This window comes from Phycicoccus sp. Root101, assembly GCF_001426245.1.
GTDB lineage: Bacteria > Actinomycetota > Actinomycetes > Actinomycetales > Dermatophilaceae > Pedococcus.
This window is the reverse complement of record NZ_LMCM01000009.1, coordinates 292992-306409: the sequence shown is the minus strand read 5'-3', so window position 1 is coordinate 306409 and position 13418 is coordinate 292992. Positions and strand designations below refer to the sequence as shown.

General features: G+C 73.1%; 9 protein-coding genes and 1 riboswitch. Of the genes, 2 read left to right on the top strand and 7 right to left on the bottom strand.

The window, feature by feature from the left end:
• Positions 1 to 26 precede the first annotated feature (26 nt).
• Genes ASC58_RS16110 through ASC58_RS16085 form a run of 6 tightly spaced genes read right to left on the bottom strand, consistent with a single transcriptional unit; the run spans position 27 to position 7705 of the window.
• The gene (locus tag ASC58_RS16110) at positions 27 to 1382 is read right to left on the bottom strand and encodes an FAD-binding oxidoreductase (RefSeq protein ID WP_056920010.1); all 1356 of its coding nucleotides are present in this window, start codon (positions 1380 to 1382) and stop codon (positions 27 to 29) included.
• Positions 1379 to 2290: an ECF transporter S component gene (locus tag ASC58_RS16105; protein WP_082553381.1), complete on the bottom strand. Its 912-nt coding sequence runs from the start codon at positions 2288 to 2290 to the stop codon at positions 1379 to 1381. The genes ASC58_RS16110 and ASC58_RS16105 overlap by 4 nt, the downstream gene beginning before the upstream one ends.
• Complete coding sequence (locus ASC58_RS16100; RefSeq protein WP_056920009.1) at positions 2287 to 4020, bottom strand: ABC transporter ATP-binding protein; 1734 nt, start codon at positions 4018 to 4020, stop codon at positions 2287 to 2289. The genes ASC58_RS16105 and ASC58_RS16100 overlap by 4 nt, the downstream gene beginning before the upstream one ends.
• Entirely contained in the window at positions 4017 to 5111 is a 1095-nt protein-coding gene (locus ASC58_RS16095) for an energy-coupling factor transporter transmembrane component T (RefSeq protein ID WP_056917735.1), read from the bottom strand. Before ASC58_RS16095 ends, ASC58_RS16100 begins: the two co-directional genes overlap by 4 nt.
• 3 nt (positions 5112 to 5114) lie before the next feature.
• A complete protein-coding gene (locus ASC58_RS16090) occupies positions 5115 to 6047 on the bottom strand; it encodes a hypothetical protein (RefSeq protein WP_056920008.1) in 933 nt (310 codons plus the stop codon).
• Positions 6047 to 7705: a hypothetical protein gene (locus ASC58_RS16085; protein ID WP_056920007.1), complete on the bottom strand. Its 1659-nt coding sequence runs from the start codon at positions 7703 to 7705 to the stop codon at positions 6047 to 6049. The genes ASC58_RS16090 and ASC58_RS16085 overlap by 1 nt, the downstream gene beginning before the upstream one ends.
• A 170-nt stretch (positions 7706 to 7875) precedes the next feature.
• Positions 7876 to 7949: riboswitch (cobalamin riboswitch) on the bottom strand.
• Between the two features lie 348 nt (positions 7950 to 8297).
• Here ASC58_RS16085 and ileS point away from each other — a divergent pair.
• Positions 8298 to 11618 (top strand): isoleucine--tRNA ligase, encoded by a 3321-nt coding sequence (gene ileS, locus ASC58_RS16080; protein WP_056920006.1) that lies wholly within the window; start codon positions 8298 to 8300, stop codon positions 11616 to 11618.
• Positions 11619 to 11738: 120 nt separating this feature from the next.
• Positions 11739 to 13124 carry a folylpolyglutamate synthase/dihydrofolate synthase family protein gene (locus ASC58_RS16075; RefSeq protein WP_056920126.1) on the top strand — a complete coding sequence of 462 codons (1386 nt, stop codon included), beginning with the start codon at positions 11739 to 11741 and terminating at the stop codon, positions 13122 to 13124.
• Positions 13125 to 13188: 64 nt separating this feature from the next.
• Here ASC58_RS16075 and ASC58_RS21830 read toward each other — a convergent pair whose 3' ends face one another.
• The gene (locus ASC58_RS21830) at positions 13189 to 13320 is read right to left on the bottom strand and encodes a hypothetical protein (RefSeq protein ID WP_255353307.1); all 132 of its coding nucleotides are present in this window, start codon (positions 13318 to 13320) and stop codon (positions 13189 to 13191) included.
• Between the last annotated feature and the right edge of the window lie 98 nt (positions 13321 to 13418).

Sequence of the window (13418 nt, the reverse complement as noted above, 5' to 3'; positions counted from 1 at the left end):
ACGGGACCGCCCCGGGCGTGGACGGCTCAGGACCAGTAGACGCGGCCGGGGTTGAGGATGCCGCGCGGGTCGAAGAGCGCCTTGACCGCGCGCTGGCGCTGGATCGACGCGGCGCCGACCTCGTCGGGGAGCCACCGCGCCTTGAGCGACCCCACGCCGTGCTCGCCGGTGATGGTCCCGCCCATGCCGAGCGCCACCTTCACGAGGTCGCCGAACGCCTCCTCCGCCCGGTGCCGGCTGTCCTCGTCGTCGGCGTCGTAGAAGAACGACGGGTGCAGGTTCCCGTCGCCACCGTGCCCCGACATCGTGATCTCCACCCCGGTGCGCGCGGAGATCTCGTGCCCTGCGGTGATGAGCGCGGTCAGCCGGCGCACCGGGACGCAGACGTCCTCGATGAAGTGGGTGCCCTTGGCGACGAGGGCGTGGTGCAGTGCGCGTCGGCCCGCGAGCAGCGCGTCGCTCTCCTGCACGTCGTCGGCGACCGCGACCTCGGTCGCCCCCGCCTCCTCCAGGAGCGCGGCATACCGCTGCACGTCCTCGCCCGCGTGACCCGGGCGGTCGGCCTGGACGATGAGGACGGCGGCGCAGCCGGTGGGGAAGCCGTAGTCGGCGAGGGCCTGCACCGCGGCGAGGGTGGGTTCGTCGAGCAGCTCGAGCAGGCTCGGCCGGTGGCGCTCGCGCCGCAGCGCCACGATGGCGTCGCTCGCGGCGGACAGGCTGTCGAACGTCGCCAGCGCGGTCAGCGCGGGGTCCGGCGCCGGGACGAGCTTGGTGACGACCTCGGTGACGACGCCGAGCGTGCCCTCGGACCCGACGAACAACCCGGTCAGGTCGAGCCCCGCGACGCCCTTGGCCGTGCGGTGGCCGGTACGGATGACCTCACCGCCGGCGAGGACCACCTCGAGACCGCGCACGTAGTCGGCCGTGACGCCGTACTTCACGCAGCACAGCCCGCCGGCGTTCGTGGCGACGTTGCCACCGATCGAGCAGAACGCCGACGATGCCGGGTCCGGCGGGTAGAAGAGGCCCTCGGCCGCGGCCGCCGCCTTGAGGTCGGCGTTGATGACGCCGGGCTGCACCACGGCGATGCCCTCCACCGCATCGAGCTCGGTGATCGCCGTCAGCCCCTCCAGGCTCAGGACGATCCCCCCGTCGAGCGCCACCGAGCCACCGGCCAACCCGCTGCGCGCGCCCTGCGGCACCACGGGCGTGCCCGTCGCCTGCGCGTGCGCGAGGACGTCGACGACATCCCCGAGGTCACGGGCGCGGACCACCTCGAAGCGGTCGGGGGCGAGCGCACCGATGGACTCGTCGATGCCGTAGGTCGCCTTGACGTCGGGGTCAGTGACGGCGCGGGAGAGGAGCGATGCGGGCAGGGTCACCCGGACAGGGTATGCCGCGTGCCCGGCTCGGGCCCGGGCGCGACCGGGGCGTCGAAGGTGTCCTCGGCGTCGAACGCGGCGCGGCGCGAGGCCCGGCGCAGGGTGCCCAGGACGGCCCGACCGGTGACGAGGATCAGGACGACGTTGGTGATCGCCCGTCCCAGGTCCCACCACGCCGACGTCGCGAGGGAGAAGACGGCGAACCGGTGCAGGTTGTCCCAGGCAGGGGCACCCGCGACGAAGGAGAGGTCGCCGCCCAGCCCGGTGGCGAAGGGCCAGAAGGAGAAGTTGAGGGCCAGCCCGTAGAGCAGGCCGGCCACGGCGCCATACGCCGCGAGCAGGGCGAGCTCCCACCGCGGGGGCACTCGGGGGAGCAGGCCGGCACCGAGGCCGACCCAGGCCGCCCCGACCATCTGGTACGGCAGCCAGGGGCCCACGCCGCCGGTCACGAGGGCCGAGGCGAACAGGGTCGTCGAGCCCAGCACGAAGCCGAACCCCGGCCCGAAGACCCGCCCCCCGAGGACGAGCAGGAAGAAGACGGTCTCGAGGCCCGCGGTGCCCGCGCCGAGGGGCCGCAGCGCGGCGCCGACGGCGGACAGGACGCCCAGCATCGCCACGGCCTTGACGTCGAGTCCGCCCTCGCTGATCTCGAAGAGCACGACGGCCAGCAGGAGCGGCAGGAGCAGGGCGAAGACGAGGGGGGCGTCGGCGTTCTGGCCGAGGCGTGAGTCGGCCGAGGCGAACAGTGGCCACAGGAACGCCAGCAGCCCGGCCACGGAGACGAGCGCGAGCGCGGCCGTGGAGCGTGGCCGTAGCGCCACGGCACTGCGTCGTCCCGGGTGCGCGGGCCCGGACGGGACGGGGTGCTCGTGGGACGGTCGAGCGCTGCCGGGGGCCTGGATGGTCATCGCGCTCCTCCCACGGTGACCGGGACCCCCGGGAGGGCGCGGCGCACGTCGTCGACGGTGAGCAGCCGGGTCGGCGCGAGCACCTTGGCGACCTGCGGCGCGAACGCCGGGGAGTCGCACAGCACGTCGACGGCGGGTCCGTCGGCGACGACCCGACCCCGGGCGAGGACGACGACCCGGTCAGCGACGCCGGCTGCGAACTCGACGTCGTGGGTCGCCACGAGCACGGCGCCGCCGGCAGCGGCCAGGTCGCGCAGCAGGCTGCTCAGTGCGGCCTTGGCGGGGTAGTCCAGGCCCCGGGTGGGCTCGTCCAGCAGCAGGGTCGCGGGCGCAGCCGTCAGCTGGATGGCCACGACCAGCGCGAGCCGCTGACCCTCGGACAGGTCACGAGGGTGCGCGGCTCCGTCGATGCCGGGGGCAAGGCGGTCGAGGTGCTCACGGGCCGTGCCCGGTGCGGCCCCGGCCTCGGTGTCGGCCTGGTGGCACTCGTCGTCGACGCTGGGCAGGTAGAGCAGGTCGGCGGCGCTCTGCGGCACGAGCCCCACGTGCCGACGGCGTACCCCCGGCGACACCCGGGCCGGGTCGACGGTGGACGCACCACCGGCGCCCGGGGCGGAGGCCGCCGCACCCGTGGTGGCGGCGGGCCCGGCGGCCACGGTGACGTCCCCGCCGTGGCGGTGCCCCGAGCCGTGCAGCGCCCACAGGAGGGAGGACTTCCCGGACCCGTTGCGCCCCATCAGGGCGACGACCTCGCCCGGGGCCAGGGACAGGTCGACGCCGTCCACCGCGACGAGGTCGCCGTGGTGCACCTCGACAGCCGTCCCCGCGAGCAGGGGAGCCGGGACGGACGCGGGGGAGGTGTCCTGCGGGGCGGCGTGGTGGGCCGCGACGACCTGCTCGGTCGAGGGACCGAGGGCCGCCCGCAGGTCGCGGGCCGCGCGTCGGGCGTCGCGCACGGTGAGAGGCAACGGCTGCCACCCGGCCCAGCGGCCGAGGTGGACGACGGGCGGTGCCAGCGGCGACTGCGCCATCAGGTCGGACGGTGCGCCGTGGCTCACCGTGCCGTCCTCGGCCACCAGCACCAGGCGGTCGGCGAGTCCCACGATCCGCTCGAGCCGGTGCTCGGAGACCAGCACCGTGAGGCCGAGGTCATGGACCAGCCGGGACAGCGTCGCCAGCACCTCCTCGGCACCGGTGGGGTCGAGCGCCGACGTGGGCTCGTCGAGGACGAGGACCCTGGGGTTGGCGGTGAGGACCGAGCCGATCGCGACGCGCTGCTGCTGCCCGCCGGACAGGTCGTGCAGGGGCGCGTCGCGCAGGTCGGCGATGCCGAGGACGTCCAGCACCTCCTCGACCCGCCGGCGCATGGCGGAGGGTTCCACGCCGAGCTGCTCGAGGGTGTAGGCGAGCTCCTCCTCGACGGTGTCGGTGACGAACCCGGCCAGCGGGTCCTGGCTGACGACCCCCACGACGCCGGCGAGGTCGCGCGGACGGTGCGTGCGGGTGTCGAGGCCGGCGACGGTGACCCGTCCGGAAAGGTGCCCACCGGTGAAGTGGGGGACGGTGCCGTTGACGGCGCCCAACAGGGTCGACTTCCCGGCGCCGGTCCGACCGACGACGACGGCGAGCTCGCCCTCCTCGACCACGACGGACGCGTCGCGCAGCGTGGGCCGGGGCGACCCGGCATACCTGACGCTGACCCGGTCGAGGACGACGACGGGGGCGCTCACGTGCGACTCCCGCGTCGGGGCGGCTCGGGGGCGGCGAAGGCGGGCACGGCGGCGAGGAGCAGGCCGACGACCGCGAGCAGGGGCAGGGCCGGTGGAGCCAGCGGTTCCAGGGGCAGGACGAACGCGGTGGGGTCCGCCCGGGCAGCCACGACGACGAGGACCGCGGCGGCGACGCCCGATCCGGCGACGAGCCACTCGGGGGTGGCCCACGGGTCGGGGCGGTAGGCGGTCCGCTGCACGGCCCGGCCACCCACGCGGAGGCCCGCGACGCACAGCAGCAGCCCGGCGACGAGCATCGGGAGCCCGACCGCGGCGGGGGCGGTGGCGTCCAGCACGCCGTAGGTGCCGACCGCAGCGCCGAGCAGCCCGGTGAGGGTCAGGGCGCCGGTGAGGTGGCGCACCCGGGGCGACTGCTCCGGCCGCCGGCCGTACCCGCGCGAGTCCATCGCCGAGGCGAGCAGGAGCGACCGGTCGAGGGTGTCCTGCAGGACCGGCAGCGCCACCCGCCCGACGGACCGCAGCCCCGACCCGCCCTCGCCCCGCAGGACACGCGCCCGCCGGACCCGCTGCACGCTCTCGGCGAGCTGGGGGGCGACGGTGACCGAGATGACGACGGCCGTGCCGATCTCGTGCAGGGCGCTGGGCATGGCCCGCAGCAGCCGCTTGGGGTTGGCCAGGGCGTTCGCCGCGCCGATGCAGGCGATGAGGGACGCGAGGCGCAGACCCTCGACCGCGGCCGCGAGGACCCCCTCGAGGTAGACCGGTCCGAGGATCGTGATGCCGGGCAGGTCGATGCTCGGCAGGGTGTACAGCCGGGTCTGCCCGAACTTGAACCCCACCAGCAGGTGCAGCAGCACGCGCAGGACCACGATCGAGGCGCCCAGGACGAGGTACAGCCGGAACGCCCGCGCCCACGGCGAGCTGCCCCGCCGCGCCGCCACGACCAGCGCCGCGACGCTCACCGCGAGCAGGAGCAGGAGCGGGTTGGTCGTGCGCGAGCACGCCACGGCCAGCCCGATCGCCCACACCCACCACGCCACCGGGTGCAGGTGGCGGGGGAGCGGGCGACGGACCGGTCGTGGAGCGGGCATCGATCAGCCGTGCGAGCGGCGGCGGTGCGTGAGGTATGCCGCGGCGGCACCGACCACGCCGACGAGCCCGATCCCCGCGAAGAGCGTGGTCGACGACCCCTGGTCGGGGGTCGTGCCCGAGGCGAGGGCGCTGGGCCCCGGGTCCGTGCCGGTGCCCGATGCCGCCGGTGTCCCGGACGTGGTCGCCGAGGTGGGCGCAGCAGGGGCCGATGCGGTGCCCGAGGTGGTGGCGCTGCGGCGGGGGGTCGTGGCGGACGGCGTGGTGCGGCCGGCCGACGGCGTCGTGCCGGCCGTCGCCTTGCCAGTGCTCGTGCCCTTCGCCGACGTGCCCCTCGACGTCGTGCCGCCGGGGGTCGAGCTGCTGTGCGCCGGGGTGGAGGAGCTCGTCCGCGGGGTGCTGGACGGCTTCGGCGTGGGCGTGGGCGTCGAGGACGAGCTGGGCTTCGGGGTGCTCGTCCTGGCTGGTGGCGCCGAGCTGGGCTGTCCGCCGGAGCCGAACGCGAACCCGATGACCGTCCCCGGGGCCGGGTCGTAGCTGGCCACGCCGGACTGGCTGTAGGTCCACGCGCCGCCGCGCGGAGCGTGGAAGAACGCCCAGTAGGCGCTGGCCGGCGGCATCTGGATGCACGGGTCCTTGGCGGGCGTCCCGTTGATCCGGCAGACGACCGTCCCCGGGTAGCGCTGCGGCGACACCACGGTGGCCACCGCCTTGAGCGCGCTCATGGCCGAGGTGGGGTCACCGGAGACGCACGAGGTGGTGGTGCTGGCGCCGTAGTCGATGACGACGGTGACCCCGGTGGTGCCGGAGCAGGCCGCCGCCTGGGCGGCCCCACCCGGGAGGGTGAGGCCGCCGACGGCGACGAGGGCGGCGGCTGCGACGAGGCGGCCGACACGACGGGTGATCGGGCCGGTGATCGGGCGGGGAACGAGGCGCATCAGGCGTGGACGCCCTTGCGACGAGCCAGGACCAGGGCGCCTGCACCCAGGAGGAGCAGCAGGAGGCCGGCGATCACGAAGGCGCTGACGTCCGCACCGGTGAACGCCAGCGAACCGGGCGTGGCCGAGGCGGGGTCCCCCGAGCCGTTGCCCGAACCGCCGCCCGACCCGGCCGTCGCCGAACCGCTGCCGGCGTCGGTGGAGCTGGAGGTGGCCGAGGACGTGCCGGACGAGGTCGTCGAGGTGGTGCTCGTCGGGCTCGTCGTCGTGGACGTGGTGGGTGCCGCGCAGGTGAGGTCGGGCGCGGTGGCGTCCGCGCCGGTGCCGGACACGGCATACAGCGGGGTGCCGGCGAGGGCGAGGAGGGCCTGGCTGGTCGCCCGGCGGTCCTGGTCCTGCACGGTCGCGCCCTTGGTCGCGGCGGCCGTCATGGCAGCCCGGTCGTAGGCGATGCCGCCACGGAACGCGGCGGGGAGGTCGCAGCCGTACTGCAGCGCGCGCAGGTAGCCCTGGGCGGCGCGCGCCTGGGCGGTGCGCCCGCCCGCGAGGAAGGCCTGACCGGCGAGGCCGGTCGAGTTCGCGTTGTGTGCTGCCGTCGGGCCGGCGCCACCGACACCGCCGTCGGTGCCCTGGATGCCCGCGAGGTAGTCCAGACCCTTACCGGCGTCGGCGTCACCGGCACCGCCCACCGCGAGGAGGGCCTGCACGGCGAAGGCGGTGACGTCGGGGTCGCTCACGCACGGCGTCGCGCCGAAGCTGAGGCTGAAGCCGCCGTCGCTGCACTGGTTGTCGCGGATGATCGTGACGGACGCGGGCGAGGTCGTCTCCCCGGCCCGGCGCAGCGACATGACCGCCAGCGACTGGCCGATCAGGTTGGAGTAGTCGGCGCCACCGGCCGAGTGGTCGGAGAACCGGCCGCTGGGGGTCTCCAGGCCCTCCAGCGTGGCGACGAGGTCGACGCCGCCGAACGCGGTGGGGTCGACGCCCTGGGCCACGGCGACGAGCAGGGACTTGGCCGTGGCGCCGGCGTACAGCTCGGTCGGGCCGAAGTCGGTCCCGATGTACTGGCCGACGTTGTCGGCGACGAACTTCGTCGCCGCGGCGGCCTCGGTCTGACCCGCGCCCGCGGCGTCGAGGGCGAGCACCGCGTCGAGGGTGACGCCGTAGTCGGCGTAGTCGACCCCGTCGAAGCTCACGGACAGGTGGTGACCACCGGCGGCGAGCTCGCGCTCGAGGAAGCCGGCACCGACCAGCGTCGGGTCGGTCGAGGTGGCGGGCAGGGCCGAGGGGGCCGCGAGGCCGTAGCGCGCCGCGTCGCCGCCGCGCACGAGGCCGCCGGTGGCCGGCCCGGACGTCGTGGACGAGGTGGACGGGGCCGTGGTGGGCGCCGTCGCCGTCGTGGAGGGGGCGGGCTGCGTCGTGGTGGGGGCCGTCGTCGTGGACGGAGCCGAGGTGGTCGAACCGGTCCCGGTCGACGAGGTCGAGGAGCCGGTCGACGTGGTCGGCGCGGTCGTCGTGGCGGGAGCGGTGGTGCTCGTGACGGAACCGGTCGTGGGCGTGGTGGTGCTCGCCGACGCAAGACCCGGCGTCACGAGCGTGGCGGCGACCGCCAGGGCGAGTGCGGCAGCCGGACGGGCGCTGCGGATGGAGTGGTGCATGGTGCCTCTCAGTGCGAGCGGTGTCGCGACGGTGGCACCGGTGCACCCGGGTGGAAAGACAAAACCCCCGTTCGTCGTTCTCACGACAAAACAGGGGGTGGCCTCGGACCTGGTGGGTGTCCGGGCTCCACCCCGCGTACCTCGACGGATTTGGAGCCGCTTCGCGTTCCAGGCATTCCGGCTCGCCACCCTCGCGGGCGGCCTACGGTTGCGGGTCAGCGCCGGACTTGGACCGGCTTCCCCTGTGGCGCGTCGTGGTGTCACCCGAGGGCGACGGCCCGACTCTACACCCGGGAGCGGGGGCGGTCGGAAACCCGGACGAGCCGTGGGCCACGGCCCGCTAGACTGGGTGGACAGGCGTCGACCCGGCCATCACCGGTGAGCCTCCGGAAGAACAGGGCCACCCCGGTGGGCGGCCCCCACTAGACCCGGACGGATGGGCCCGTCAGCGCCTGGAGCAAGAGCGGTCGTATGCCGTGTGGTCACCACCCGGCGTACGGCAAGCGAGGTGGTACCGCGGTGCCGCCGGGACAGCCCGGCGTCGTCGTCCTCGTGCGACACGCACGAACGATGACGAAGGACCGCCGACACCATGGCCTATCCCAAGGTCTCCAGCGCAGCCCCCGACGACGCCGTGACCACCACCGGTTCGACCCAGGGGGTGCCCGCCTCTCCCCGGTTCCCGGAGATCGAGGAGCGCATCCTCAGGTACTGGGACGAGGACGGCACCTTCATCGCCTCGGTCGAGAACCGCTCCGCCGGCCAGGACGGCGACAACGAGTTCGTCTTCTACGACGGCCCGCCCTTCGCGAACGGCCTGCCGCACTACGGCCACCTGCTGACCGGCTACGTCAAGGACCTCATCCCGCGCTACCAGACGATGCGGGGGCGCCGGGTCGAGCGGCGGTTCGGCTGGGACACGCACGGCCTGCCCGCCGAGCTCGAGGCGATGAGCCAGCTCGGGATCAAGACCAAGGACGAGATCCTCGAGCTGGGCATCGAGAAGTTCAACGCCAAGTGCCGCGAGTCGGTCCTGAAGTACACCGACGACTGGCGGGAGTACGTCACGCGCCAGGCCCGGTGGGTCGACTTCGACAACGACTACAAGACGCTCGAGCCCGACTACATGGAGTCGGTCATCTGGGCGTTCAAGCAGCTGCACGACAAGGGCTTGGTCTACGAGGGCTTCCGCGTGCTGCCCTACTGCTGGAACGACCAGACGCCGCTGTCCAACCACGAGCTGCGCATGGACGACGACGTCTACCAGAACCGCCAGGACCCGGCCGTCACCGTCGGCCTGCGCCTCGAGACCGGTGAGCTGGCGCTGGTCTGGACGACGACGCCGTGGACCCTCCCGGCCAACCTCGGGATCATGGTCGGGCCCGACATCGACTACGTCGTGGTCGAGTCCGACGTGACCGGCACGACCCAGCGCTACGTCATCGGCGAGGCGCGGCTCGCGGCCTACGCCAAGGACCTGTTCGGCGCCGACGAGCAGGACCCGGCGTCGCGCATCGTGGAGCGGCTCAAGGGCAGCGACCTCGTCGGGCGCTCCTTCACGCCGCCGTTCGACTACTACCTGGGCCACGACAAGGCGCATCGCGTCTTCCCGGCGGACTTCGTCACCACCGAGGACGGCACCGGGCTCGTCCACACCGCCGGCGCCTTCGGTGAGGAGGACAAGATCGTCACCGACGCGGCCGGGATCGAGCCGGTCATCCCCGTCGGTCCCGACGGCTGCTTCACCTACCCGGTCACCGACTACGAGGGCGTCCAGGTCTTCGACGCCAACCCGATGGTCATCGAGCACCTCAAGAACCGCACCCGCGGTGAGGGCGAGACCGGCGCGGTCACCGAGGGCACGGTGCTGCTGCGCCGCGAGACGTACGACCACTCCTACCCGCACTGCTGGCGCTGCCGCCAGCCGCTGATCTACATGGCTGTGTCGAGCTGGTTCGTCGAGGTCACCAAGATCAAGGCGCGCATGCTCGAGCTCAACGAGCAGATCGACTGGACGCCGGAGCACATCAAGCACGGCCAGTTCGGCAAGTGGCTGGAGAACGCCCGCGACTGGTCGATCTCGCGGAACCGCTTCTGGGGCAGCCCGATCCCCGTCTGGAAGTCCGACAACCCGGAGTACCCGCGCCTCGACGTCTACGGGTCGTTCGCCGAGCTCGAGGCCGACTTCGGTGTCGAGGTCAAGGACCTGCACCGGCCCTTCATCGACGACCTGACCCGGCCCAACCCCGACGACCCGACGGGGCGGTCGACCATGCGTCGTGTCGAGGACGTCCTCGACGTGTGGTTCGACTCCGGCTCGATGTCGTTCGCGCAGGTGCACTACCCGTTCGAGAACGAGCAGTGGTTCGACCACCACTTCCCGGGTGACTTCATCGTCGAGTACATCGGGCAGACGCGTGGCTGGTTCTACACCCTCCACGTCCTGGCGACGGCCCTGTTCGACCGGCCGGCGTTCTCGTCCTGCGTCAGCCACGGGATCGTCCTGGGCTCGGACGGGCAGAAGATGTCCAAGTCGCTGCGCAACTACCCCGATGTGCGCGAGGTCTTCGACCGTGACGGTGCCGACGCCATGCGCTGGTTCCTCATGAGCAGCCCGATCCTGCGCGGCGGCAACCTCGTCGTCACCGAGCAGGGGATCCGCGACGGCGTCCGCCAGGTGCTCATCCCGCTGTGGAACACCTGGTACTTCTTCTCGTTGTACGCCAACGCCTTCCGCTCGGGTCCCGACAGCGACCACGGGTATGAGGCGAAGTGGTCGACCGCATCGACGGACCCGCTCGACCGCTACCTGCTGGCCAAGCTCGGGCAGTACGTGCAGACGATGCAGGACCAGCTCGACCGGTACGAGGTCGCCAACGCGTGCGAGACGACGCGGGGCTTCCTCGACGTGCTGACCAACTGGTACGTCCGTCGCTCGCGCGAGCGGTTCTGGGACACCGGCGCCGGTCAGGACGGCAGCCAGACCGAGCAGGCCTTCGACACGCTCTACACGGCGCTCGAGGTCGTCTGCCGGGTGGCGGCGCCGCTGCTGCCCCTGACGACGGAGGAGATCTGGCGCGGCCTGACCGGGGGGCGCTCGGTGCACCTCACCGACTGGCCGGACGCGACCGACCTGCCGCACGACGCGGCGCTCGTCGCGGGCATGGACCGTGCGCGCGAGGTCTGCTCCGTGGCGTCGTCGCTGCGCAAGGCCAGCGGCCTGCGGGTGCGGCTGCCGCTGCAGGACCTCACGGTCGTCGTGCCGGACGCGTCGGCGCTCGAGGACTTCGGAGCCATCGTGGCCGACGAGGTCAACGTCCGCACGGTCACCCTGCGTGACATCGGCGAGGCGAGCCAGTCCGACTTCGGGATCACCCAGCGCCTCACCGTCAACGCCCGCGCGGCAGGTCCGCGGCTGGGTCGCGACGTGCAGCTGGCGATCAAGGGCAGCAAGTCCGGCGACTGGTCGGTGGCCGAGGACGGCACCGTGACGTCCGGTGGTCTGGCCCTGGTCGAGGGGGAGTACACCCTCGAGACCGTGGTCGACGCCGGGGCCCAGGGCCACTCGCAGGCGACCGCGATGCTTCCCGGCGGCGGGTTCGTCGTCCTCGACACCGAGGTCACCCCGGAGCTCGCCGCCGAGGGCCTGGCCCGCGACGTCGTCCGCGCGGTCCAGCAGGCCCGCCGTGACGCCGGCCTCGAGGTCGGTGACCGGATCTCGCTGACGGTCACCGGCAGCCAGGCGGTGTGGGAGGCCACGGTCACCCACCAGGCGCTCATCGTCGAGGAGACCCTGGCCACGCAGTTCGGGAGCGCACCGCAGCTCGAGGCCCTGCCCGAGCGGGCCGACGTCGCCCAGGCGACCGTCGGCGACGGGGAGCCCATCCGCATCAAGGTCATGAAGCTGTCCTGACGCACGCGCCATACCGGGGTCCTCGAGCGATCCGGCGGACCAGGACCCGTCGGATCGCTCGAGGACCGGGGCGTGCGGGGCGTGATCATCGAGCACGTGCGGGTGCGCGATGATGGGGGCATGCCTGCACCCGACTCAGCCCAGCGCGAGGCCGCGCGCAACCTCGAGCTCGTGCGGCGGATGCGCGAGGTTGAGGACGCGATCCTCGCCCGCGCCCCCGAGCACGACCTCCAGCCCAGCCTCGACCGCATCGCCGCGGTCATGGAGCTGCTCGGCGACCCGCAGCGCAGCTACCCCGTCATCCACCTCACCGGCACGAACGGCAAGACCTCGACGACCCGCGTCATCGACACGCTGCTGACCGAGATGGGGCTGCGGACGGGTCGGTTCACCTCGCCGCACCTGCACAGCGTCCGCGAGCGGATCGCCCTGGCGGGCGAACCGATCAGCCGCGAGAAGTTCCTCGCCGCCTACGACGACGTCATCCCCTTCATCGAGATGGTGGACGTGAAGTCGGTCGGCGAGGGTGGCCCGCGGATGACCTACTTCGAGGTGCTCGTCGCGATCGCGTATGCCGCGTTCGCCGACGCGCCCGTGGACGTCGCCATCGTCGAGGTCGGCCTCGGCGGGAGCTGGGACGCGACGAACGTCGCCGACGGCGCGGTGGCCGTGGTCACGCCGATCTCGCTCGACCACCAGCACTTCCTGGGCAACGACGTCGTCGACATCGCCACCGAGAAGTCGGGGATCATCAAGGCCGACGCGGTCGCCGTCATCGGGACGCAGGAGCCCGACGTCGCGCAGGTCCTCGTCGAGCGCGGTGAGGAGGTCGGGGCGCGGATGACGTTCGAGGGCAACGACTTCGGGCTCCTGACGCGCGAGGTCGCCGTCGGCGGCCAGCAGATCTCGATCCGTGGTCTGGGGGGCGACTACGAGGACCTCTTCCTCCCGCTGCACGGTGCCCACCAGGCGCACAACGCCACCCTCGCGCTCGTCGCGGTCGAGGCGTTCCTCGGTGGCGGCGAGCAGCGGCTCGAACCCGACGTCGTGCGCGCCGGGTTGGCCCGGGCCGCCTCGCCGGGTCGCCTGGAGATCGTCCGCAGGTCTCCCACGGTCATCGTCGACTCGGCGCACAACCCGGCGGGCGCGCTGGCCCTGCGGCAGGCGCTCGAGGACTCGTTCACCTTCGCCAAGGTCGTCGGCGTCATCGCGATCCTCAAGGACAAGGACGCCACGGAGATGCTCGAGGCGCTCGAACCCGTCCTCGACCACGTCGTCGTCTCGCGGACCACGTCGCCGCGGGCGATGCGGCCGGACGACCTCGGTGAGCTGGCGGTCGACATCTTCGGCGAGGACCGCGTCACCGTCGTCCAGGACCTGCCGGACGCGCTCGACGTGGCCGCGGGACTCGCGGACGAGGGCGGCATGAGCGGAGGCGTCGTGGCCACCGGTTCGGTGACGACGGCGGCCGAGGTCCGGATGCTCGTCGGCACGACCGACGTCTGAGCCGGATCCTCGGGTCGAGAGGCTCGGGGTGGGAGCTGCCGCGCGCCCACCCCGAGGCGGTCGGCTACTTCTTGCCGATCGAACCCACGTCGCTGTGGGTCTTGGCGTCCGCCTTGGCGTGCTTCTCGGCGCGCTTCTCCTTGATGGACTTGCTCGCCTTCTTGGCCAGGTTCTGTCTCGGTGACTTGTCGGCCATGGCTGTGCTCCCAGCGCTAGGAAGCCTGAGTGGCTCCGTGCACTGACAGTACGCCCGTGCGGGACGCCTTAGGCTCGTCCCATGCACCCCCTCGCCAA

Coding starts and splice junctions, on each gene's coding strand:
- ileS (WP_056920006.1), top strand. CDS start 8,298: ATGGCCTATCCCAAGGTCTCCAGCGCAGCCCCCGACGACGCCGTGACC.
- ASC58_RS16105 (WP_082553381.1), bottom strand. CDS start 2,290: ATGACCATCCAGGCCCCCGGCAGCGCTCGACCGTCCCACGAGCACCCC.
- ASC58_RS16090 (WP_056920008.1), bottom strand. CDS start 6,047: ATGCGCCTCGTTCCCCGCCCGATCACCGGCCCGATCACCCGTCGTGTC.
- ASC58_RS21830 (WP_255353307.1), bottom strand. CDS start 13,320: ATGGCCGACAAGTCACCGAGACAGAACCTGGCCAAGAAGGCGAGCAAG.
- ASC58_RS16085 (WP_056920007.1), bottom strand. CDS start 7,705: ATGCACCACTCCATCCGCAGCGCCCGTCCGGCTGCCGCACTCGCCCTG.
- ASC58_RS16075 (WP_056920126.1), top strand. CDS start 11,739: ATGCCTGCACCCGACTCAGCCCAGCGCGAGGCCGCGCGCAACCTCGAG.
- ASC58_RS16095 (WP_056917735.1), bottom strand. CDS start 5,111: ATGCCCGCTCCACGACCGGTCCGTCGCCCGCTCCCCCGCCACCTGCAC.